Raw genomic sequence first — 21,982 nt, 5'->3', positions numbered from 1 at the left:
AACGTCATGTAACTTCATACGTATGATCTCTGGTGAACAGATGGAGAACGGGAGGAACGGGAATGGAAGAGCAGCAACAAACAGGGCAGAATGAACCGAAGGTAGGAAAAAAGGGATTCAAGGATTTCGTCAAGCTTATCGCTTCTACGAACCCGCCAAAACTGATCCTGATTCTGGCCCTCATTTTAACCCTGATTCAAACGGCGGCCGGACTGATTGTGCCACTGATGACCAAAGGTTTGATTGATGGACTTACCACTTCGGCACTGAACAAATCTGTTATTTTATTGTTACTCGGGGCATTTGTGATTCAAGCGATTGCTTCGGGTATCAGCATTTATATGTTGAATTACGCCGGACAACGCGTGGTCGCGACGCTTCGCACCAAGCTGTGGAACAAGGTATTGTCGCTGCGAATGCCATATTTCGATCGCAATCGGACAGGCGATACGATGAGCCGGATTACAAATGATACAAGCCAGATCATGACGTTGATCGCAGATTATTTGGTGTCTTTTGTATCCAACATTGTTGCCGTTGTGGGTGGTGTGGCATTACTGTTCTACTTGGATTGGGTGATGTCGCTCATTATTCTGAGTTTGGTTCCACTTACGCTGCTAATTCTTCTGCCTGTGGGTAAGAAGATGTACAAGATCTCCAAGAAACAACAGGACGAGATGGCAGGTCTTACGTCCGTGCTCAGTCAGGTTATTGGCGAGATCCGTTTGGTCAAAGCCTACGGTACGGAAAAGCAGGAAGTGGAAGCAGGGGATTCCCGGATTCGTAAAATGTTTGCTTTTGGCTTGCAGGAAGCACGCATTCTTGCTTTGATCGGTCCCTTGTTTACATTTGTCATGACTGCCGTACTGGTCGTTATTCTGGGTGTCGGGGGAATGCGTGTAGCGTCTGGCATGCTGTCACCGGGTGAACTGGTCGCGTTCATATTACTGTTGTTCCAGGTCATTATGCCAATGGGACAATTCACGACGTTATACTCCCGTTTACAGAAAGTTGTAGGTGCAACGGAGCGCATACAAGCTATCCTTGCCGATGAGGAAGAGCCGCATGACAGCACTAAGGTAGCACCAAAAGGAAATGAGACGATTGCATTCCATGATGTACACTTTTCCTATGTCACAGGTGAGGAAGTGCTGCACGGGATCAATCTGACGGTACCTACACAAAAAGTGACAGCCATTGTCGGTCCCAGCGGTAGCGGCAAATCAACACTGTTCTCTTTGATGGAGCAGTTCTATATGCCCGATTCAGGCCATATTTCATATGGGGGACAAGCGATAACGGATTATTCTTTGTCTTCTTGGCGCAGTAAGATCGGGTATGTGTCTCAGGAAAGTCCCCTCATGGCGGGTTCAATCCGAGATAATATGACCTACGGATTAAACCGTGAGGTCACGATGGATGAGATCAGAACAGCGGCAGAGATGGCGTATTCGGCAGACTTTATCGACAAGCTGCCACAGGGCTATGACACGGAAGTGGGCGAGAGGGGAATCAAGTTATCCGGGGGCCAACGTCAGCGGATTGCTATTGCTCGTGCCTTACTGCGCAGTCCGGATATTCTTATGTTGGATGAAGCGACATCCAGTCTGGACAGTACCTCAGAGTATGAAGTACAACAGGCTTTATCCAACCTGATGGAAGGCAGAACTACGATCGTGATCGCGCACCGATTGTCCACTGTGGTGGATTCCGATCAGATTGTTGTATTGGAGCATGGACATGTTACCGGAACAGGAACTCATGCGGAATTGATCAGCAGTCATCCGGTATACCGTGAATTAGCGCAGAAACAGTTTGTGGCACAGGAAGGGCAAGATTGAAGTCAGAACTAGATCGATAACTGTTTTTCAAAGATAAGGTTCAAAAATAGTTCAACTTAAGACCGTTGTTCATTCGTTCAGTACGAGCGTGAGCAACGGTTTTCTTTTATGAGATTCCCAGGTTGCTGTAGCTTTTTACACATCAATATGATATAGTGGGTATCCTTTTGCGTCGTCAGTGATTGGCGATGCAGAGCAAAACATATTCTTAGGAGGTAACTGAAACATGTCAGACAGCTTTCAAAGTGCCTATCAAGAAGAAGAGTACAGGTTAGAGCGAACGATGGAGGAAGTGGACAGTCAGTTGGAACGACTGCAGAACATTCCGGTATACACCGGCCACGACTTCACAGAACAAGTGCTGGAAGCTGGACGCGAAGAGCGCCGCACCGCCTTGTCCAAGAGCGCGCAGCAACCCTATTTCGGACGCTTGGATTTCGAAGAACAGGGCAGTGGTGCACGGAAACCGCTGTATATTGGCAAAATCGGCGTAGACCGCGAAGAGGTGGGAGAGCATCCGCTCGTCATCGACTGGCGTGCTCCTGTCGCAAGCCTGTTTTACTCATTTACGGGAGGGGAAGCCTCCGCTACGTATGAAGCCCCGGAAGGGCTTATCGAAGGTCTCGTATATCTGAAACGAAACGTTGTCATTCGGCAGCGGATATTGGAACGTGTGGCGGATACATATAACCGTGACAGCGACCAACCAGCGGTATCTGATGAATTCCTCGTTTATCGTCTGGGAGAGAACAAGGACAACAAACTGCGTGATATCGTATCGACGATTCAGGCGGAGCAGGATCTAATTATTCGTGCGGCGCGAAATACCGCATTAATTATTCAAGGTGTGGCTGGATCCGGGAAAACAACGGTTGCCCTGCATCGGCTTGCCTTTTTGCTATATCAGTACAAGGAGCAGGTATCTGCGGAGAAAATGGTTATTTTTGCACCCAACCATATGTTCCTGGACTACATTTCTGATGTGCTTCCGGAACTTGGAGTAGGGGACATCCAGCAGCGGACATTCCCGGATTGGGCGATGAACCTGCTGGGGCTGGATATGCCTTTGGCGAATACGTCGGATACATTGAACACCTGGTTCGAAACACCAGATGCGCGGCCTGAATTGAATGATGATGTACCTGGACGTTACAAAGGATCGATCCGTTTCATGGAGCTTATTCGAGAGTGGCTGTCGGGCATGGAAGCGGATTCCGTACCGGATATGGACTTCAGTCCATGGGATGGTAAGGTGCTCAGCAAGACGGAGATCGAGAACTGGTTCGGTGAGGAATACAAACATTATCCACTGGCCAAACGCAAAGAGCGGGTCATGGCGCGGGTTCACCGCTGGATTGAGATGGAACTTAAGAAACCGATGCCAGAAGCTGTGCGCAAAGAGCGTAAGAAAAAAGCATCTACTCGTGAGAAAGCTTATGCCAAAAAATGGCCGCAATACGAGCCGCTTACGTTATATAAACAGCTGTTTAAAGCTGCAAAGGGTGGTTCTGTGCCAGCCTCGTTCAGCGGGCTTATCCCCAAAGGCGTAATGAAACAAACGGCAGCAGATCTGAAACAGGATATCGTCCGTGAAGAGGATCTGCCTGCATTGGTATACATTCATACATTGGTCCATGATATTGAGGGTTCGGAGCGGTTTGATCATGTCGTGATTGATGAAGCACAGGACTTTTCTCCTTTTCATGTGGCGTTATTGGATCAGTTCGTCAAAGGGCATTCCTTCACTATACTGGGCGACTTGTCTCAAGGCATTCATGAGTACCGTGGTGTTCATGCGTGGGAAGAGATGAGTTCTCTATTTCCTGAGGAACAGAATGCATACTTTGCATTGACCCGAAGTTATCGTTCAACAATGGAAATTATCGATTATGCCAATACAATCCTGGAACGTGGCGTCAAGAGCGGGATTACGGCGATTCCTGTTTTCCGTAGTGGTGATCCGGTTCGGACGTTGGCTTATGGAGGCGAAGGGCGGACAGCGAGTCTGGAGCAGGCTTTGAAGGTGTTAACGGTCAAAGACTACCGAACGGTCTCCATCCTGACTCGTACACTGCATGAAGCAGAGGAACTTCACCGTGACCTACAGGCCGCAGGCTGGGATCTAAACTTGATCGATGGTGGCAAAAAGCAGTACACAGGTGGGCACTCCGTTTTACCGGTCTATCTGTCTAAAGGGTTGGAGTTTGATGCCGTTATTGTGGCAGACGTAGATCAGAAGCATTATTTGCCAAATGCAGGTGATGCAAAGCTGTTGTACGTTGGTTGTACACGGGCCTTGCACGAATTGTGGTTGTTCCATGACGGTGAACTGCCGATCTATGCGGCTGCAACACATAATCCCGATGGCGAGCCTGTAACCATTCAAGGTTGGCCAGAGCTTGGTTAGATAAAGTTTGTTTATACAACAAAAGGCATGACGTTCATGGGAAAGTCCCATAAGCGCATGCCTTTTTCTGCTTTTGTGCGAGAATTGCTTAATCTTCCGACGAAGGACGATGGAGGAGTTCAAGTTTATGTTACGCTATTTCTCATTCTGGATGAGCGACGGTTCACCAGGAATATGCCAACACCAATAAATAAACCACCTGCTAATGCAAACCATTGAACGTGTTCTCCTAGTAAAATCCAACTCGATAATACACCAAAGAACGGTGCCAGAAACAGATACGAACTGGTTTGGGCGGGGGTCACTATTCTGCAGCAAATAAAACCAGAGTGAGAACTGGATGATGGAGCAAACAAGCGTTAACCAGAGCAGCGCCATAACCGAGGTGGTATTCATTATAAAGTGAGGCTGTTCAGTCCATACGCTCAGCAGAAGAAGCGCAGCACCTCCCGCGAGCATCTGATAGGCTGTTAAGACAAAAGTATCGTAGCCATTGCCCCAGCGTTTGATGAGCAATGTGGAAACGGCAAAGGAGATCGCTCCACCAAATCCAATCCAGGTTCCGGGGCTAAAGCTCATCTGCCATCCAAAAGTTAACATTATCCCGATGAAACCGAGTATAACACCGATCCACTGACTAAAACGGTAGGTCACTCTATATAAGAGAGCACTGAGGATAATGACCAGTAGCGGATTGGTAAACGTAATAATGGCGGATTCACCGGATGTAATCCAGTTCATGCTGTAGTAGGCGCAGCCCATCACTCCTGCGGATTGGAACAGACCAATGAGGATTATTTTCAACCAAGACTGCCATCCAGTAGGCAAAGGACGTTTACGAAGGAACAAGGCCATCAAGCCACCTGCCAGTATATAACGTATGCCCATGAGCAGGAAAGGTGGGGCATATAACATGCCGATCTTGCCAACTGGAAAAGAAGTACCCATGATTAGCGTTGTCAAAATGATCAAAATTGTATACTTCAAGGGTTGTATAATCCGGGTATCTTTATCATGACTGGAGCTCATAACGTCTGTCCGCTATCTACAGTAATTAGTTGCCCGGTCATGGATTGCTGTTCCAGCGCAGCACAGATCATGTGTGCGATATCTTCAGGTGAGGCAATATGCTGTAATAACACTTCTCCACCAAGACGATACATTCGCTCCTCATTTCCAGCCCACCACCTTGTAGCAACTGCGCCAGGGACGATAGCATTCACCCGAATGTGTGGTGAGAGTGCGTGCGCAAGTGATAAAGTTAGACCGTGAACTGCCGCTTTGGAGACGGCGTATGGGAGAGAGGAGCCCGAACCCGTACTGCCTGCGATACTGCCCAAATTCACGATAGAGCCACCGCCAGCCTGTCTCATACCTTCCGTCACTGCACGAGCGCAATGAAACATGCCTTTCACATTCACATCAACCAGCTCATTCCAAATGTCATCTGTAACAGACTCCAGATCGTGCATGGGGATATGGTGTGTGATTCCGGCGTTATTTACAAGGGCAGTGATCGGGCCATAGGTTTCAGTTATTGTAGTGAACATCCGCCGGACATCAAGATCATTGGCAACATTAGCTTGAACGGCGAATGCATGGCCTCCTGTATCCAAAATGTGTTGAACAGTCTCTCTTGCTGCATCTTGTGAGCGGGAATAGTTGACAGCGACCAAGGCTCCGCGTTCAGCGAGCATCTCACTTACAGCACGACCTATACCTGTTCCACCACCTGTGATTAGAGCAACTCTATTTTTCCAGTATGTCATGCTGAACACTCCTTATCATCAACCAGTCAGATGACTGGTTTGGGATCTACATGAATTGTAGTTCGGTTTACACATGAAGTATAATGATTGGTAATGAAGCCGATATCATTTTGAATGATGTCAGAGTGGGGGGACCATGGAGAGCGGGGATCTTAGAATATTTCAGTGTGTTGCACAGGAAGGGAATCTGACCAAAGCTGCTTCTAAACTGGGGTATGTTCAATCCAACGTAACGGCACGAATCCGGCATCTGGAAGCAGAAGTAGGTACAACGTTGTTCATTCGTCATAACCGAGGCATGACGTTATCTCCAGCCGGAGAGATGCTGCTGACCTATGCAGATAAAATTATTGGTTTGCTGAATGATGCTTCCAAGGCGCTTCGGGCGAAGAGCACACCATCGGGTCCAATGCGAATAGGGTCTACACAAACCTCAGCGGCCGTGCGACTACCTGAACTTTTCGTCAGATATTATAAACAGTATCCAGATGTCTCCTTGTCACTGGTTACTGGCAATTCGCAGATGCTTATGGATCAGGTTATTGGGTATGAATTGGAAGGGGCTTTCATTGGTTGTCCCTGTGATCATCCCGACATCGTTTCTATTCCCGTATTTGATGAGGAACTATTTGTTGTTTATTCTGGTATGGGTCCTACGGATGAAGATCTTAAGAGTAAACCCATTCTTGTCTACAGCATGGGGTGTTCCTATCGTCAGGTTTTGGAGGAATGGTTAGAGGTGGGTGGTGTTACCCGCCCAGTAATTATGGAATTCGGAACCCTTGAAGCGATTATTAGTGGGGTTACGTCCGGCATGGGAATTTCCTTATTACCAGAGATTGTGATTAGGCATCAGATCAAAAATGGATTATTACGCACGCATACACTCCCCGTAGGTATGAATCGCATGATGACTCATTTTATTACTCGCAAGGATGCCTTTGTCAGCAGTGCACTTCATGCATTTATGGCTATGTTACCGCGAGAGTATGATATGATAGAGAGTGGAGAACCATCAGAAGTGTAATTGTAATCAAGGCAAGGCAATCCGTTAAGGAAGTGATGAGCAATGGATTTATTTTCGTTTCAACAGGACTCAAAACCACAAGCTAGATTGCTCGCGGACCGCATGCGGCCAGAGCATCTGGATGAATATATTGGACAGGAACATATTATTGGACCAGGGAAATTACTCCGGCGCGCCATCGAGGCTGATCAGATTTCGTCCATCTTGTTATACGGCCCGCCGGGATGTGGCAAGACTACCTTGGCACATATTATTTCTCAGCAAACGCAAGGACAGTTCGTACGTCTGAATGCAGTGGAAGCTTCCGTCAAGGATGTGCGTGAAGTCATCGAACAGGCCCAAACGAACAAACAGCTGTATGGAACGAAAACCATTTTGTTCCTCGACGAGGTACATCGGTTTAACAGTTCACGTCAGGATGCGCTATTGCCAGCGGTAGAGAAGGGCACGATTATTTTTATCGGCGCAACAACAGAGAATCCCTTTCATTATGTCAATGGAGCCTTGATGAGCCGTTCCACTCTGTTCCAGCTAGAATCGCTAAATAAGGATCATTCCCTAATTGCAATGCGCAGAGCATTGAGTGATGCGGACAAAGGTCTGGGGTTCATGGAGCTGCAGGCGGACGATGAGGCGCTTGAACATATTGCCACGATGGCCAACGGGGATATTCGGCGTGCGCTTAATGCGCTTGAACTGGCTGCGTTGACGACGCCACCGGAGAAGGATGGGTCCATTCATATTACGCTTGGTGTGGCAGAAGAGTCTATTCGGCGACCGATTGTTAAGGCGGATGAATCCACACAGTATGATGTGCTGTCTGCATTTCACAAAAGTATTCGGGGTTCCAGTGATGCGGCGCTGTTCTGGTTTCTATACGCGGTGGAGAAGCTCGGCATGGACCCGATGACCTTCATTCGGCGCCTGATTGCAGCAAGCAGTGAAGATATTGGACTTGCGAACCCGCAAGCCATGACTCAGGCGATTGGAGCACTTGATGCGTACCGAAATAACGGCTGGCCCGAAGCCAAGCTGAACATTGCACAAGCGATTCTGTTCGCGGTCGAAAGTCCAAAATCAAATGCGGTGTACACCGCCATTTCCAAAGCCATGAACGCGATTGATGAGGTGAAATCGGCAGAAGTTCCGCTTCACTTGCGAGATACGCATTACTCGGGTGCTGTAAAACTTGGACATGAGGGCTATCAATATCCACACAACTACCCGGGGCATTACGTGAAGCAAGAATATTTGCCAAAGCAGCTCTCACGGAGAGTATTCTATGAGGCAACGGAGCAGGGCAACGAATCGAAGATCAGGCTGAACCAACAGCGGCGCAGAGAACTGTAAGACAGACAGATCACTCGGGAGATGCACACAACATGAAAGAGCTTTTGTATATAGGGGCGGGCGGATTTCTTGGTACATTGACCCGATATGCCATACAGTTAGCGATACCAACTGTCCACGGAGGGTTCCCTTGGGCAGTGCTGCTAATCAATGCGATGGGCAGCCTTTTTTTGGGTTGGTTCTTTACCATAGCTGTTCCAGGCAAAATAACACCACAACTTCGACTGGCGATTGGTACAGGTTTTACTGGCGCATTTACGACATTCTCCACGTTTATACTGGATATTGTTCGTTTATCCGAAGGGGGCGAATGGATCAGTGCCGCTATTTATATGATCGTAAGTCTGTTGGCAGGGTTGTTGCTCTGTGCGCTGGGTATGAGCCTTGGACAGCGTATGTTGGCAGCACAAAGACAAGAGGGTGATGCCTCATGATCCTGTGGATTGGTTTTGCAGGTGTGCTGGGTGCGGTACTGCGTTATAGTCTGGGAAAATGGGTCTCTGGCTTGCTGGGAACGGCTTTTCCATGGGGAACATGGATCATCAACGTCAGTGGTTCACTGCTGCTTGGGCTGTTATACGGGTGGCATCAATCTGCAATGATCTCAGATGGAATCTGGGTGATCTGGGGAACCGGATTTTGCGGTGCGTACACCACGTTCTCTACCTTTGGTTATGAAACGTTAGGACTTATGGGTCGACAACGATACGCAAGCGCGGCGCTCTACGTTGTCAGTTCGGTTCTAGTTGGGGTGTTGGCCGCCTGGGCAGGAGTCTGGTTGACTGCATAACGAACTATTTTTTATTTTTTTGCAAAAAAAAGCAGGAAAAAAGCCATCCTTCATGGTATACATGAAAGACGGCTTTTTTTATAGGGATACACGGTATTGTGTATAATCCGCATTTTAATGGACAAGCTCTATTATTGCATTGCGGGTACAGGTACTTTTTGCACCTGATCGATCGTACCCCCACCCAGGCAGACCTCTCCGTCGTAGAAAACAACGGCTTGTCCTGGCGTGATGGCTTTTTGCTGCTGGTCAAATTGTACATCGACACTTCCATCTTCTTGCCAAGTCAATGTTACACCTTGATCCGGCTGACGATAGCGGAATTTGGCAGTACAACGGTATGGCACATTAGGCATGTGCTCTGCACCAGCAATCCAGTTCACACCCGTTGCGGTAAGACCAGTGGAGTACAGGCTTGCATGGGCATCGCCCTGAACAACAAGCAGTTGATTCTTCTCCAGATTCTTGTCTGCAACGAACCAGGGTTCACCATTGCCGGAACCACCAATGCCCAGACCTTGGCGCTGTCCAAGTGTGTAGTACATCAGACCGTCATGGCGGCCTTTGACTTCACCAGTTGCGATATCAACCATGTCTCCGCCTTTGGCAGGCAGATAATTACTCAGGAACTCTTTGAAATTGCGCTCACCGATGAAGCAGACACCTGTACTGTCTTTTTTCTTGGCAGTATACAAACCAGCCGCTTCTGCGATTTTGCGCACTTCCGGTTTGGGCAGATGACCAATTGGGAACATGGCTTTGGACAGCTGGTTCTGATTGAGTGCGTTAAGGAAATACGTTTGATCCTTATTGTTGTCCACACCACGCAGCAACTTGAGGGTGCCATCTTCTTCAATCAGTCGAGCATAGTGTCCTGTAGCTACATAATCTGCGCCGAGATCCAGAGCTTTGTTCAGGAATTCACCAAATTTGATTTCACGATTACACATGACATCCGGATTTGGCGTGCGACCCGACTTATATTCATCAAGGAAATAGGTAAATACTTTATCAAAATACTCTTTCTCGAAGTTGACAGTGTAGTAAGGAATGCCGATCTGTTCGCATACACGGCGTACATCCTCTGAATCTTCTTCAGCGGTACAGTGGCCGAACTCGTCGGTGTCATCCCAGTTTTTCATGAAAATGCCGATGACATCGTACCCTTGCTCTTTCAGCAGCAGTGCGGTAACGGAAGAATCGACACCTCCGGACATGCCAACGACGACCCGTGTATTTTCAATTGTTTTGGACATCGTTATCACCATTTCTATATATAAATGTGTTTCGTTTCTTATTCTAGCATAACCGGACTCAAGATACGATACACCCGGCCAATTTTGGATAGTGTCCACCACAGGCGCACATTTTGGAATATCGTCAATCTTTCTTTTCCATAAAGCATGCAGATATGTTAACATTAGCTGAGGGTTATGATCGGAATACGGAGGATTAGAAGGTTTATGCTAATCTCAATGCATCTCCGCTGTGGACAGATCGTGAAACATACGGTCATGGACCATAGGATTAAATATAAAGTTTCCAATCGTTTCTGAAAATTGAAAGAGGTGACTCCTTTGAAAATATCGACAAAAGGCCGTTACGGCCTCACAATCATGATGGAGCTTGCTGCCAGAATAGGCGAAGGCCCTACATCACTTAAAAGCATTGCTGAGCGCAACCAGCTCTCGGAGCATTACTTGGAGCAACTGATTGCTCCACTGCGTAATGCAGGACTGGTGAAAAGCATTAGAGGTGCTTACGGCGGTTATATCCTTGCGGGTGATCCTGCAACCTTGACTGCAGGCGATGTAATCCGTGTACTGGAAGGGCCAATCTCTCCAGTAGACTTCACGGAGGAAGATGATCCGGCGAAACGTGATCTGTGGTTGCGTATTCGTGACGGGATTGCGGAAGTATTGGATTCCACAACACTGAAAGACCTGATTACCTTCCAGGATCAGGACAAAAAAGATAGCTATATGTTCTACATTTAAGGTCACTAATTCGCATCACAGAAGACACAATAAAGCCCCCAACTTGGGGGCTTTAGACATGCCAATGGGTACTTTGTTCTTCAATTTCTACAGATTATTTTAATTGAGCAGGGCTATGTATTCAGCCGCGGGATTTACAAGATGGTCAAGTGTGAACTTAACTGGATCACTTGTAAATCAGCGACTTTTTAAGGTTTCTATATCAGCTTCCATGCGTAACTGACGGCGATTCAAAATATCAATGCTGTGCTGATGGGTATTCAATTCGGTAGTTACTTTGCGTTCAGAGGCGGATTGGGAAGCGTCAAGACGTTTCGTAACGGTCAATGTTTCCAGAACAGCTTGATGAAGAAGCGGAATGTTTTTAGTTTGTTCCTCAATAGCATTAAGTCTGTCATCGACAGTGTCTAGTCTGCTCTCTACGGCACCAAGCCTCTCTTCCATAGCATCAAGCCGGTGGTCTATTTTTCCAAGATGTCCATCAATGCTGTCGAATCGTTTGTCCATTTGTTGAAGCTGATTCAGAATCTGCCCGAGAATGGGATCACTCATGTCTCTCTCTCCTTTTTGAAATGGATATAGAACATTATACACGAAGATGTGACAATAGAGCATCCGTTTCAGTTTCCAATTTTGACAGTTTGCCATCAAATAGAAATTTAACATATAACGGGGTGAAGATAAATGAAACGAATTTATTTGGATCACGCCGCATCGACACCTATGCATCCACAAGTCGCAGAAGCGATGATGAACGTCATGACAGGACAATTTGGCAATGCATCAAGTATCCATGCCTTTGGGCGTGAGGCCAAACGGACTGTCAGCGGAGCAAGGGATGTCATTGCGGCGTCTTTGGGCTGTTTCCCGGACGAACTGGTATTCACCGGAGGCGGCACGGAGAGCGACAATCTGGCAATCTTTGGAGCAGCCTCATCCAGACAGGATAAGGGGAAACACGTCATTACGACCGCAATTGAGCACCATGCTGTTTTGCACACCTGTCAGGAATTAGAGCGGCAAGGTTATGAAGTAACCTATCTATCTGTTGATCGTCATGGACGAATAAATCTGGATGAGTTGCGAGAGGCCATTCGACCGGATACGGTGTTAATCACCATGATGTATGCCAACAATGAAGTAGGCACGATTCAGCCGATCCGCGAGGTGGGTGAGCTTGCCCGTCAGCATAATATCCTTTTCCATACCGATGCAGTTCAGGCTCTGGGCAGCCAGAATATTTCCTGTAAGGAACTGCCTGTGGATCTGATCAGCTTCTCTGCACATAAAATCAACGGACCTCAGGGCGTGGGCGCACTCTATGTACGACGAGGAATTGTGCTGGAAGCAAGAGCTCACGGTGGGTTGCAAGAGCGTCAGCGTCGCGCTGGTACGGAGAATATCGCAGGTATTACCGGATTTGCAGAGGCGCTCAAGATTGCATCAGCACAGACGGAGGCGCATCGTCAGCATGATTCGGAATTGCGTAAACTTTTGTTGGAACAGCTTGAAATTCATGTGGGGACGGAGCACTTTCACGTGAATGGACACCTGGAGCATACGCTGCCAAACATCCTGAATATCAGCTTTCCCGAAGTGTCCACAGAGACGATGTTAATGAATCTGGATATGGAAGGGATTGCTGTTGCAAGCGGTTCTGCCTGCACTTCCGGTTCACTTGAAGTCTCTCATGTGCTGAAAGCGATGAAATTGCCTGAAACATTTTTACACTCTGCGATTCGATTTAGCTGGGGATTGGGTAATACTACGGAAGAAATCATGATAACCGCCGAAAAAATTGGAACCATTCTTGGACGACTGCGTAATAGACCCTAAGGGGAACTTTACACATGGAACAGAAGGAGGGAAGAAGTTCCATTTCATCGGTTGGATAGAAGCGGTTTTGATGATCGGCGTCTGATTGCCACTCATCAACTTTGGGCATACCTAGCAATAGCGCCGCGCCTATTTAATGATAAGAAGATGAGGGGGACCCAGCGATGAAGCTTCAGGAAATGATCGGACTTGCCGTTTTTGATGTTGAGGACGGGAAGCAGGTCGGTAAAATCCAGGATTTCATTGTGAATGATGATTGGGAGATCGAAGGCATTGAGCTTGAGAACAAAGGTCTGTTTACCAATCATGTCAAAATCGTGCAGTGGCAAGATATCGTTGCCTACGGCGAAGATGCCGTCATGATCCGTAATCAACAGGCTGTCCGCAAGACGGGAGCCGACGACATAAAATACACGTACCTCCTCGGTCGGTCTAAATTGAAGGAGATGTCCGTGCTCACCGAAGAAGGTTTGCTGCTTGGGCGTGTCTCCGATGTTTATTTTGACCAAGAGTTGGGAAATACAATAATAGGGATTGAAATTACGGACGGTTTTGTGTCCGATCTGATCGAGGGCCGCAAATGGCTGCCATGTACAAGCGATATGTCCATCGGGGAAAGTGCCATTATGGTGCCGTCGCTGAGTGAACAACGCTTGGAAAATGCCATTCATTCTGTTAATGGATAGGTGAATGAATATGAAATGTCCAAACTGTAGTTCCAAAGATATCGGGAAAATTGGTTCCCACCAGTTTTATTGCTGGGGATGCTTTATCGAATTAACGGTGAACGGTGAGAAAATGTCTGTATATCAGGTGGAAGAAGACGGTACGCTGAGTTCTCTGGATGATTTGTTTTTCGGGGACGAGCTGCCACAAGACTTCCCTCATCTTCACGCTTCTTCTTAATAAGCAGGATAACTTCCTCTATATGCGATTTCATGACAATGTCTGTCCTGGGAGGCTGTCGATAATTGTTGGCAGATGTATATAGATGCGGTTACATAGTGGTTCGGCTGGTGTATGGTTGATTATATGCTAACCCGTGCAGCAAAATGCGCTTCCTTCTCTGATGAAGGGGGCGTTTTTTGGATTTAAGAAAAAATGTTCGGATTGCTCCTTTCCACTTCTGGGCTGTGTTAATAAATATTACCTTTCCTACATATACTGACTCTCAGAGCCAGTCCAAAAGGAGAGATGCAAGTGGAGCAATTAACCAAAAACAAGCTGTTCCGTTACGCGATCTGGCTGCTGCTCGGATTGATCATTTTATATTTTATCTGGCTGCTGCGGCCTTTACTGCTTCACATATATGCGTTCCTGAAAACAGTGCTGGCACCCTTTATCGTAGCCCTTATTATATCCTATGTACTCAATCCGATTGTCAGCATGCTGGGAGGGCGCAAGGTGCCGCGTACGATTGCGGTACTACTCATATATGCCTTTTTCCTGACCTGCCTCGGTGTCATTCTGATGAATGTCATTCCGGTATTGATTGAACAGCTGGGGGAACTCAACGAGCATATGCCGGAACTGTCCATGCGTGCCCAGAGCCTGATGAACAATATGGATCACAAATTAATGCCGCCAAGTGTGCGAACAGGCATGAACAGTTGGTTTTTTCAGATGGAGGATCGACTAACTCAGGGAATTACTGTGCTCATGGACAATATCGGGGCCACGATTAATGTGTTATTCAATGTGTTTATCGTGCCATTTCTGATCTTTTATATGTTAAAAGACTTTGAGGTGTTTGAGCGCACCATTGTGGCGTATCTTCCGCGTTCACGTCGTAAAGCGATTGTCTCGGTGATGAAAGAGATCGATACTGCACTGGGGAACTACATTCGGGGACAGTTTATTGTCTGTGTCATTGTTGGTATTTTTGCCTACATTGGTTATATCGTCATTGATATGCCGTATGCCCTGCTGCTTGCAAGCATTGTAGCTGTGTTTAACATTGTACCCTACTTGGGGCCGTTCCTTGGAGCTGCTCCTGCTGTGGTCATGGCATCAACCGTATCGTTCAAAATGGTGCTACTTGTTGTCATTGTGAACACACTGTGCCAAGTGTTGGAGAGCAACGTTATTTCTCCTCAGGTGGTGGGACGTACGTTGCATCTGCATCCACTGTCGATTATATTTGCACTGCTCGTCGGAGGTGAATTGGCAGGCATTGTAGGTTTAATTCTGGCAGTACCTGTTTTTGCCGTGCTGAAGGTGATTGTGCAACACTTTTTTGCCTATTACATCAAACGAAGGACCGACTAAATAGCAGGGGTAAAACATCAACGAGGCCGCGTTGACACCCGCTTGTGCTATCGATATAATGAGTGTGTATGTTGAGAACATGAAATCGATGATGAAATAAAGTACGCCGAGGGTTCCTTTCCTCAGAGAATAGACTTCATCGGATCAGGGTGAGCCTGAACTGATGGCTGGAAGAGTCTTGAAAGATGATGCGGCGGAAAGCTAATTTCGGAGTGCAGGACAACCCTGCCGGGAGCGACCGTTATTTCGCATGAACGAGGAGATTGTTTGTTTGTCCGGGCAGCAAGGGATAAACAGCAATAACCAGGGTGGTACCGCGATAACATCGTCCCTGATTATTCAGGGGCGTTTTTTGTGTTTATTTTTACAAAAAAAAATGTTGACCAACCGGAGCGAATACGCAACGGACTATTATAATTTAATGGGGGCATCCAGTATGAAAGCCAGTGAAATCCGGTCCAAATGGATAGAATTTTTTGCAAGTAAAGGTCACAAAATCGAGCCGAGCGCATCGCTCGTGCCTCACAACGATCCTTCCCTTCTGTGGATCAATGCGGGTATGGCACCGCTCAAACCTTATTTTGACGGACGTGAGAAGCCAGAGAACCCGCGCCTTGCGAACTCCCAAAAATGTATCCGTACCAATGATATCGAGAATGTTGGTAAAACCCGTCGTCACCATACGTTCTTCGAAATGCTCGGCAACTTCTCTATTGGAGATTACTTCAAGGAAGAGACCGTAACATGGGCGTGGGAATTCTTGACCAGCAAAGAGTGGATCGGATTCGATCCGGAACGTCTTTCCGTAACGGTATATCCAGAAGATGAAGAAGCTTTCAAACTGTGGAACGAAAAAGTAGGACTGCCTGCTGAGCGTATCATTAAATTGGATGAAAACTTCTGGGATATCGGCGAAGGCCCATGTGGACCTTGTACCGAGATCTTCTATGACCGCGGCGAAGCTTACGGAAACGACATGAGTGATCCTGAAATGTATCCAGGTGGGGAAAACGAACGTTATCTGGAAGTATGGAACCTGGTATTCTCCCAGTTCAACCATAACAAAGATGGTAGCTACACACCGCTTCCTAACAAAAACATTGATACAGGTGCAGGTTTGGAGCGTTTTGCTTCCATTCTGCAAAATGTGGATTCCAACTTCGACACAGACCTGTTCCAACCTATGATTCAGAGAACAGCTGCTCTTGCGGGTGTGAAATATAACGACAGCGTCGAGATTGATGTTGCACTGAAAGTCATTGCCGATCATATCCGTACGGTTGCTTTTGCAGTAGGTGATGGCGTTCTGCCAAGTAATGAAGGACGCGGATATGTCATCCGTCGCTTGCTTCGCCGTGCAGTTCGTTATGGAAAAGTACTTGGACTTGACCGTCCATTCCTGTATGAACTGACAACAACCGTTGGTGAAGTAATGGGCATGTACTACCCTGAGGTAGTAGACAAACAGGAGTTCATCGCTAAAGTGATCAAAACCGAGGAAGAGCGTTTCCACGAAACACTCACAGATGGTCTGGCTATTCTGGCTGATATCAGCGGCACAGCCAAATCCGAAGGACGCACAGTTATTAGCGGACCTGAAGCTTTCAAACTGTATGATACGTACGGTTTCCCGTTTGACCTGACAGAAGATTATGCAGCAGAGCATGGTCTGACTGTGGACCGTGAAGGTTTTGATGCTTCCATGCAGAAACAGCGTGAGCTTGGACGTGCTGGGCGTCAAGAGAACGAGAGCATGAAAGTTCAAGGCGGACCACTTGCTGACCTGGAGGTTAAAAGTGAGTTTGTTGGTTATACTGACCTGTTGACGGAAGCAAAAGTGGTAGCCATCGTAGCTGGTGACGCCCTTGTTGAATCTGTAGGCGAAGGACAAACGTGTCAGGTTGTTCTGGACAAAACTCCGTTCTACGCGGAAAGTGGCGGTCAAGTGAGTGATCAGGGCTTGCTGCGAGGTGCTGGTGTAACAGCAAAAGTACAAGGTTTGTTCAAAGCTCCGCAGGGACAACACGTTCATCTGGTGACGGTAGAGTCCGGTGAATTGCGTGTGGGTGAAGTTATCCGTGCTGAAGTAGATGCAGCCAAACGTGGTGACATTATCAAAAACCATACAGCTACCCATTTGCTGCACAAAGCACTCAAAGATGTGCTCGGAACTCACGTAAATCAGGCGGGATCGCTCGTTGAGCCACAGCGTCTGCGGTTTGACTTCTCTCACTTCGGCAGCATTACGCCGGAAGAGTTGACAGAGATTGAGCGTCAGGTGAACGAACAGATCTGGAATCGTCTGAACGTGAACATCGAGCTGAAAGCTATTGATGAAGCCAAAGAAATGGGTGCGATGGCCCTGTTTGGTGAAAAATATGGAGATATTGTGCGTGTCGTTCAAGTCGGAGACTACAGTTTGGAACTTTGTGGCGGCTGTCACGTAAATAATACTTCAGAGATCGGAATCTTCAAACTGGTGAGCGAGAGCGGAATTGGCTCCGGCGTACGCCGGATCGAAGCTGTAACTGGCCGCGGCGCATATCTGTATGTGGAAAGCCAGTTGGAACTGCTCAAACAATCAGCAGCACTGCTCAAAGCCAATGTGGCTGATGTACCTAAACGGATTGAAGGTCTGAACCAACAACTGAAAGAAGCAGCCAGAGAGACTGAATCCCTGCAAAGCAAGCTGAGTGCCATGGAAGCGGGTCAATTGACGGATCAAGTGGTACAAGCAGGAAATACACAATTGCTGGCAGCACGCGTAGATGCTCCGAACATGGATGCGCTGCGTACAGTGGCAGATGAGTTGAAAGTAAAATTGCCTAACGCGGTACTCGTATTGGGTGCTCCAGCGGACGGCAAAGTGAATTTTGTTGTAGCTGTACCTGCTGAACAAGTAAAACAAGGACTACACGCTGGTAAAATCGTCAAAGAAGTCGCAGCAGTATGCGGCGGTGGCGGTGGTGGACGTCCAGATATGGCGCAAGCCGGAGGTAAGGATGCGACCAAGCTGGATGAAGCGCTGAAACTGGCGGTTTCGCTGGTTAGCCAGTAAAGGACAAGCAAAAAACACAATTGCCTTATCCTTTGTTTACTTGTGGCAGTCAGAATATGTTATTATATAAACAGAAATCAATTCGGCAGGACATGGTCCCCATGTTCATGCAGGAGCGAGGTGTCATCAATGGACTCCATGGATAAGACGGTTAAATTTAATGTGAAAGGTGACGAACAGGAAGCATCATCCAAAGAGATTCTTCTCACGGTATATGATGCATTGGTCGATAAGGAGTATAATCCGATCAACCAGATTGTTGGGTATCTGATTTCTGGAGACCCGGCATACATTCCTCGTCACAACAACGCACGTAGTCTGGTCCGTAAAAAGGAGCGCGATGAGCTGATTGAAGAGCTTGTACGTTCCTATCTGGCCAATCACCGGTAATGTACGCCGCTTCCGCTGTGTTGCAGCCTTGCAGGCAGCGGGAAATGAACCGACAGAAGACAGCCTGAAGCTTGAGAAGGCGATTATTTGTAATCGACCTGAGCAGGCCCCAGGATGGGAGAGCATGGATGAAAATATTAGGTTTGGACTATGGGGACCGAAGAATCGGAGTTGCCGCGAGTGACGCCTTCGGTTGGACTGCCCAGGGATTGGAAGTGCTAGAACGCCGCCGTGATGAAGGCGAGTTCGCTCGGATTGCCGAACTTGTGCGTGAGCATGAGATTAGTGAGATCGTAGTCGGACTTCCCAAAAACATGAACGGCACCGTAGGACCGCGCGGTGAGATATGCATTGCTTTTGCCGATCGCCTGCGGGATGAACTGAATTTACCTGTTCACCTTTGGGATGAACGGCTGACAACCATGGCAGCAGAACGTACGCTGATTGAAGCGGATGTCAGTCGGAAAAAACGCAAACAGGTTGTGGACAAAATGGCCGCAAGCTTGATTTTGCAAAATTATTTGGATGCCAATAGTAGAAGGTGAGGGGGATCAACAATGGCTGAAGATCAACTGGGTATGGAAGAAGAAGCGGAAATTATTTACATTGCGGATGACGAGGGTAATGAAGAGGAATTCGAAGTCATCATGAAGTTTGAAGTAGATGGTTCGGAGGCCAAGTACATGATGGTTGCTCCGGTTGAACCTGAAGATGGCGAAACGGATGTATATGCATTCCGTTATGAAGAAGAGGGCGACGATATTAAACTTTTCGTCATCCAAGATGATGCCGAATGGGATATCGTTGAGGAGACGTTTAATACATTTCTTGCTGAAGATGAAGAGGAAGCGAACTAAATGACGGAATATAGCCGCAAAGACCTGAAATGGACAGATTCACTGCGTCTGGCATTCGGTGCTCATGTTGAGCTCGAGGAAGAGAACGGTAAATCACAACCGTATGACTTGTTGGCTGAGTTCGAAGTGAACGGTCAGCAGTACGCGGTGCTCCGCAGTTCGTTGCGACCTTATGACGAGGTTGAACTTCTGCGGGTATCACCTGGAAGTGAAGACCAGATCATGCCAGAGTTAGTTACGATCGACGATGATGATGAGTGGGAGAACATCTCGGAACTGTATGATGAGTGTACACTCCCCATTGACGAAGATTAAATCAGCTTCAAATTGAAGAAACCGGGAGGGCGGAGAAGTCCGCTCTTTTTGGTTGTGTAAAGGAGTTGTTTCTTTTTTGAAAGGGAAAGCAATTGTAGTCATACTGCTTATCATTGTAGTTCTTGTCGGAGGCGCAGGCGGTTACGTGTGGAGTATGATGCGTCCTGTGGAAGTTTCTACAGAACCGGTCGTATTCGAGATTAAGAGCGGATCGGGAACTTCGAAAATCGCGGATCAGCTTCAAGAAGAAGGCCTCATCCGAAGCGGGTTAACCTTCAAAGGGTATTTAAAGTGGAAGAAACTAGGTTCTAATTTCATGGCGGGTACATATTCAATGAATCCTGGCGTGACATATGATGAGATTGTTAGCAAGCTGAGGAGTGGCGAAGTTGTACCGGAAGAAATGGTGAAATTTACGATTCCGGAGGGTTATAACGTTCTGCAAATGGCGGGTAAGCTTTCTTATGAGCATGTTGTAGATCGGGATGAATTCATCAAGCTGGCCAATGATCCTTCGGCCTTTGATGTAGATATCATCAAAGATATTCCAGTGGATGAAGAACTTCGCTACGTATTGGAAGGGTATCTGTTCCCGGAGACGTATGAGCTGAAAAAGGGAAGTTCCACGCATGATGTGATGCAACGGATGCTGGAAGAATTCCAGACCAAGATTAATTCCATTCCTGATTTGAAAGCCAAGCTCCAGGAAAAGAACCTTTCCCTGCATGAACTGCTGACGATTGCGTCACTCGTGGAGAAAGAAGTTGTAGTGGACGAGGAACGTGCTCTGGTTGCAGGTGTAATCTACAATCGGATCAATCAGGATATGAAGTTGGAGATTGATGCTACCGTGCAATATCTGCTCGACAGACCGAAGGAGCGATTGTTTTTCAAGGATCTAAAGGTGAAAAGTCCCTATAATACGTATCTGAACAAAGGCTTGCCACCAGGTCCAATTGCCAGTCCAAGTCTTCCGTCCATTGAGGCAGCGCTAAATCCGGAAGCTTCGGAGTATCTGTTCTATGTGACAAAAAAGGATGGCTCGTCTGGACATCTATTTGCCAAAACGTATAAGGAACACCAGCAAAATATAGCCAAAAGTAAGGCTGCGCAATAAGCGGAGGGGATTATATGAGTAAGAAACATGAACTGCTCGTTACAGCAGCGAATGTGAAAGAGGCAGAAGTGCTTCTCCAAGCGGGAGCAGATGCTCTGGTCATTGGAGATGATCGATTCGGCATGCGTCTTCCAGGCAGCTTTAGCGTGGAAGAGACAGCAGAGGTGGTTGCCATTGCAGCCAAACATCAGGCGCGTGTGTATGTATCCATGACTAATCTGATGTCCAACGAACTGTTGAAAGAATTGCCTGAATATGTCCAAGCACTTGGCAGAATCGGTATTGATGGTGTGGAGTTTAATGATCCATCCGTGCTGGCTACCATGAAGGAATACGCGCCACATGTGAAGCTGCACTGGAATGCGGAGATGACTTCAACGAACTATGCGACGGCCAACTATTGGGGAACCAAGGGAGCTAGTCGTGTTGTGCTTGCCCGTGAGTTGAATATGGACGAGTTGACGGAAATGGTCCCTTTTCTGAAAGTGGAAGCTCAGGTTCAGGTGCATGGCATGACGAATATTTATCATTCCAAGCGCAGTCTGGTGCAAAGTTATATGGCTCATCAAGGGCGGCCGGTTGAGGGACATCTGGGGAAAGAGCGGGGATTGTTCCTGATCGAGGCTGAACGTCGGGATGAGAAATTCCCGATCTACGAGGATATTAACGGTACACACATTATGAGCTCTGAGGATATATGTATCCTCGAAGATCTTCATCTGTTGATGGAGGCGGGTGTGCACAGTTTCAAAATTGAAGGTATGTTAAAATCACTCACCTACAATGAAGCTGTTGTACGTGCATATCGGACAGCGATTGACAGTTATGTAGCCGATGCTGATGCATATGCGTTCTCTGAAGAGTGGCTCGCTGAGGTGCGGAAGTTACAGGACCCTGAACGTGAATTGTCGTTTGGATTTTTCTATAAAGAACAAGTGTATTAATAGACGAGGTGAACAG

The 21,982-nt window shown here is 47.4% G+C and carries 22 protein-coding genes and 1 pseudogene; 18 read left to right on the top strand and 5 right to left on the bottom strand.

Going from position 1 to position 21,982, the window contains the following annotated elements; genetic code table 11:
* Window positions 1-62: 62 nt before the first annotated feature.
* Together MHB43_RS25480 and MHB43_RS25475 are read left to right on the top strand one after the other, a co-directional pair.
* Window positions 63-1,841, top strand: coding sequence for an ABC transporter ATP-binding protein (locus tag MHB43_RS25480; RefSeq protein WP_405130694.1), 1,779 nt, complete (start codon window positions 63-65; stop codon window positions 1,839-1,841).
* Window positions 1,842-2,067: 226 nt separating this feature from the next.
* A complete protein-coding gene (locus tag MHB43_RS25475; RefSeq protein ID WP_405130693.1) occupies window positions 2,068-4,248 on the top strand; it encodes a HelD family protein in 2,181 nt (726 codons plus the stop codon).
* Window positions 4,249-4,373: 125 nt separating this feature from the next.
* On the opposite strand, the gene MHB43_RS25470 is transcribed toward MHB43_RS25475, so the two are convergent.
* From MHB43_RS25470 to MHB43_RS25460, 3 genes and pseudogenes are all read right to left on the bottom strand, one after another.
* Window positions 4,374-4,553: an EamA family transporter gene (locus tag MHB43_RS25470; protein WP_405130692.1), complete on the bottom strand. Its 180-nt coding sequence runs from the start codon at window positions 4,551-4,553 to the stop codon at window positions 4,374-4,376.
* A gap of 67 nt (window positions 4,554-4,620) precedes the next feature.
* Window positions 4,621-5,196, bottom strand: a pseudogene (locus MHB43_RS25465) (DMT family transporter); the annotation flags it as partial.
* A gap of 77 nt (window positions 5,197-5,273) precedes the next feature.
* On the bottom strand, window positions 5,274-6,017 hold the full coding sequence (locus MHB43_RS25460; protein ID WP_405130691.1) for an SDR family NAD(P)-dependent oxidoreductase: 744 nt from the start codon (window positions 6,015-6,017) through the stop codon (window positions 5,274-5,276).
* Between the two features lie 136 nt (window positions 6,018-6,153).
* Between MHB43_RS25460 and MHB43_RS25455 the strand changes: the two genes are divergently transcribed.
* From MHB43_RS25455 to crcB, 4 genes are read left to right on the top strand one after another with little or no spacing between them, the layout of a single operon-like run.
* Window positions 6,154-7,044, top strand: a complete 891-nt coding sequence (locus MHB43_RS25455) for a LysR family transcriptional regulator (protein WP_221824750.1) — start codon at window positions 6,154-6,156, stop codon at window positions 7,042-7,044.
* Between the two features lie 42 nt (window positions 7,045-7,086).
* The gene (locus tag MHB43_RS25450; protein WP_133385886.1) at window positions 7,087-8,394 is read left to right on the top strand and encodes a replication-associated recombination protein A; all 1,308 of its coding nucleotides are present in this window, start codon (window positions 7,087-7,089) and stop codon (window positions 8,392-8,394) included.
* A gap of 32 nt (window positions 8,395-8,426) precedes the next feature.
* Window positions 8,427-8,828 carry a CrcB family protein gene (locus MHB43_RS25445; RefSeq protein ID WP_339178797.1) on the top strand — a complete coding sequence of 134 codons (402 nt, stop codon included), beginning with the start codon at window positions 8,427-8,429 and terminating at the stop codon, window positions 8,826-8,828.
* Window positions 8,825-9,184, top strand: coding sequence for a fluoride efflux transporter CrcB (crcB, locus tag MHB43_RS25440; RefSeq protein ID WP_339178794.1), 360 nt, complete (start codon window positions 8,825-8,827; stop codon window positions 9,182-9,184). The genes MHB43_RS25445 and crcB overlap by 4 nt, the downstream gene beginning before the upstream one ends.
* A 131-nt stretch (window positions 9,185-9,315) precedes the next feature.
* On the opposite strand, the gene mnmA is transcribed toward crcB, so the two are convergent.
* On the bottom strand, window positions 9,316-10,440 hold the full coding sequence (gene mnmA / locus MHB43_RS25435; protein ID WP_036616942.1) for a tRNA 2-thiouridine(34) synthase MnmA: 1,125 nt from the start codon (window positions 10,438-10,440) through the stop codon (window positions 9,316-9,318).
* A 321-nt stretch (window positions 10,441-10,761) separates the two neighbouring features.
* On the opposite strand from mnmA, the gene cymR reads away from it, so the two are divergent.
* On the top strand, window positions 10,762-11,181 hold the full coding sequence (gene cymR / locus MHB43_RS25430; RefSeq protein ID WP_405130690.1) for a cysteine metabolism transcriptional regulator CymR: 420 nt from the start codon (window positions 10,762-10,764) through the stop codon (window positions 11,179-11,181).
* Between the two features lie 177 nt (window positions 11,182-11,358).
* Here the strand turns inward: cymR and MHB43_RS25425 are convergent, their stop codons facing one another.
* Window positions 11,359-11,733: a hypothetical protein gene (locus MHB43_RS25425; RefSeq protein ID WP_339178791.1), complete on the bottom strand. Its 375-nt coding sequence runs from the start codon at window positions 11,731-11,733 to the stop codon at window positions 11,359-11,361.
* Between the two features lie 132 nt (window positions 11,734-11,865).
* On the opposite strand from MHB43_RS25425, the gene MHB43_RS25420 reads away from it, so the two are divergent.
* The 11 genes from MHB43_RS25420 (at window position 11,866) to MHB43_RS25370 (ending at window position 21,966) form a co-directional block, all read left to right on the top strand.
* Window positions 11,866-13,017: a cysteine desulfurase family protein gene (locus MHB43_RS25420; RefSeq protein ID WP_339178788.1), complete on the top strand. Its 1,152-nt coding sequence runs from the start codon at window positions 11,866-11,868 to the stop codon at window positions 13,015-13,017.
* Between the two features lie 164 nt (window positions 13,018-13,181).
* Window positions 13,182-13,703 (top strand): PRC-barrel domain-containing protein, encoded by a 522-nt coding sequence (locus MHB43_RS25415; protein WP_017686814.1) that lies wholly within the window; start codon window positions 13,182-13,184, stop codon window positions 13,701-13,703.
* Between the two features lie 10 nt (window positions 13,704-13,713).
* Window positions 13,714-13,923: a hypothetical protein gene (locus MHB43_RS25410; protein ID WP_017686815.1), complete on the top strand. Its 210-nt coding sequence runs from the start codon at window positions 13,714-13,716 to the stop codon at window positions 13,921-13,923.
* A 294-nt stretch (window positions 13,924-14,217) separates the two neighbouring features.
* Complete coding sequence (locus MHB43_RS25405; RefSeq protein ID WP_076212453.1) at window positions 14,218-15,285, top strand: AI-2E family transporter; 1,068 nt, start codon at window positions 14,218-14,220, stop codon at window positions 15,283-15,285.
* Between the two features lie 436 nt (window positions 15,286-15,721).
* Entirely contained in the window at window positions 15,722-18,343 is a 2,622-nt protein-coding gene (alaS, locus tag MHB43_RS25400; protein WP_339178785.1) for an alanine--tRNA ligase, read from the top strand.
* Between the two features lie 129 nt (window positions 18,344-18,472).
* Window positions 18,473-18,733, top strand: a complete 261-nt coding sequence (locus tag MHB43_RS25395) for an IreB family regulatory phosphoprotein (protein ID WP_036616950.1) — start codon at window positions 18,473-18,475, stop codon at window positions 18,731-18,733.
* A gap of 128 nt (window positions 18,734-18,861) precedes the next feature.
* On the top strand, window positions 18,862-19,278 hold the full coding sequence (gene ruvX / locus MHB43_RS25390) for a Holliday junction resolvase RuvX (protein WP_036616953.1): 417 nt from the start codon (window positions 18,862-18,864) through the stop codon (window positions 19,276-19,278).
* Window positions 19,279-19,290: 12 nt separating this feature from the next.
* A complete protein-coding gene (locus MHB43_RS25385) occupies window positions 19,291-19,590 on the top strand; it encodes a DUF1292 domain-containing protein (RefSeq protein WP_017686820.1) in 300 nt (99 codons plus the stop codon).
* On the top strand, window positions 19,591-19,905 hold the full coding sequence (locus MHB43_RS25380) for a DUF1292 domain-containing protein (RefSeq protein ID WP_047844066.1): 315 nt from the start codon (window positions 19,591-19,593) through the stop codon (window positions 19,903-19,905).
* Between the two features lie 76 nt (window positions 19,906-19,981).
* Entirely contained in the window at window positions 19,982-21,022 is a 1,041-nt protein-coding gene (gene mltG / locus MHB43_RS25375) for an endolytic transglycosylase MltG (RefSeq protein WP_339178782.1), read from the top strand.
* Window positions 21,023-21,036: 14 nt separating this feature from the next.
* A complete protein-coding gene (locus MHB43_RS25370; RefSeq protein WP_036616959.1) occupies window positions 21,037-21,966 on the top strand; it encodes a peptidase U32 family protein in 930 nt (309 codons plus the stop codon).
* Window positions 21,967-21,982 lie beyond the last annotated feature (16 nt).

The sequence above is a fragment of the Paenibacillus sp. FSL H8-0317 genome, from assembly GCF_045040685.1.
Taxonomy (GTDB): domain Bacteria; phylum Bacillota; class Bacilli; order Paenibacillales; family Paenibacillaceae; genus Paenibacillus.
Note: the sequence above shows the minus strand (reverse complement) of the source record. Positions and strands in the feature narration are given on the sequence as shown.

Excerpts from the sequence above, each read along its gene's own strand:
- MHB43_RS25480 (WP_405130694.1), top strand. The coding sequence starts at position 63 with ATGGAAGAGCAGCAACAAACAGGGCAGAATGAACCGAAGGTAGGAAAA.
- MHB43_RS25475 (WP_405130693.1), top strand. The coding sequence starts at position 2,068 with ATGTCAGACAGCTTTCAAAGTGCCTATCAAGAAGAAGAGTACAGGTTA.
- MHB43_RS25460 (WP_405130691.1), bottom strand. The coding sequence starts at position 6,017 with ATGACATACTGGAAAAATAGAGTTGCTCTAATCACAGGTGGTGGAACA.
- MHB43_RS25455 (WP_221824750.1), top strand. The coding sequence starts at position 6,154 with ATGGAGAGCGGGGATCTTAGAATATTTCAGTGTGTTGCACAGGAAGGG.
- MHB43_RS25450 (WP_133385886.1), top strand. The coding sequence starts at position 7,087 with ATGGATTTATTTTCGTTTCAACAGGACTCAAAACCACAAGCTAGATTG.
- MHB43_RS25445 (WP_339178797.1), top strand. The coding sequence starts at position 8,427 with ATGAAAGAGCTTTTGTATATAGGGGCGGGCGGATTTCTTGGTACATTG.
- crcB (WP_339178794.1), top strand. The coding sequence starts at position 8,825 with ATGATCCTGTGGATTGGTTTTGCAGGTGTGCTGGGTGCGGTACTGCGT.
- mnmA (WP_036616942.1), bottom strand. The coding sequence starts at position 10,440 with ATGTCCAAAACAATTGAAAATACACGGGTCGTCGTTGGCATGTCCGGA.
- MHB43_RS25425 (WP_339178791.1), bottom strand. The coding sequence starts at position 11,733 with ATGAGTGATCCCATTCTCGGGCAGATTCTGAATCAGCTTCAACAAATG.
- MHB43_RS25420 (WP_339178788.1), top strand. The coding sequence starts at position 11,866 with ATGAAACGAATTTATTTGGATCACGCCGCATCGACACCTATGCATCCA.
- MHB43_RS25415 (WP_017686814.1), top strand. The coding sequence starts at position 13,182 with ATGAAGCTTCAGGAAATGATCGGACTTGCCGTTTTTGATGTTGAGGAC.
- MHB43_RS25410 (WP_017686815.1), top strand. The coding sequence starts at position 13,714 with ATGAAATGTCCAAACTGTAGTTCCAAAGATATCGGGAAAATTGGTTCC.
- alaS (WP_339178785.1), top strand. The coding sequence starts at position 15,722 with ATGAAAGCCAGTGAAATCCGGTCCAAATGGATAGAATTTTTTGCAAGT.
- MHB43_RS25395 (WP_036616950.1), top strand. The coding sequence starts at position 18,473 with ATGGACTCCATGGATAAGACGGTTAAATTTAATGTGAAAGGTGACGAA.
- ruvX (WP_036616953.1), top strand. The coding sequence starts at position 18,862 with ATGAAAATATTAGGTTTGGACTATGGGGACCGAAGAATCGGAGTTGCC.
- MHB43_RS25385 (WP_017686820.1), top strand. The coding sequence starts at position 19,291 with ATGGCTGAAGATCAACTGGGTATGGAAGAAGAAGCGGAAATTATTTAC.
- MHB43_RS25380 (WP_047844066.1), top strand. The coding sequence starts at position 19,591 with ATGACGGAATATAGCCGCAAAGACCTGAAATGGACAGATTCACTGCGT.
- MHB43_RS25370 (WP_036616959.1), top strand. The coding sequence starts at position 21,037 with ATGAGTAAGAAACATGAACTGCTCGTTACAGCAGCGAATGTGAAAGAG.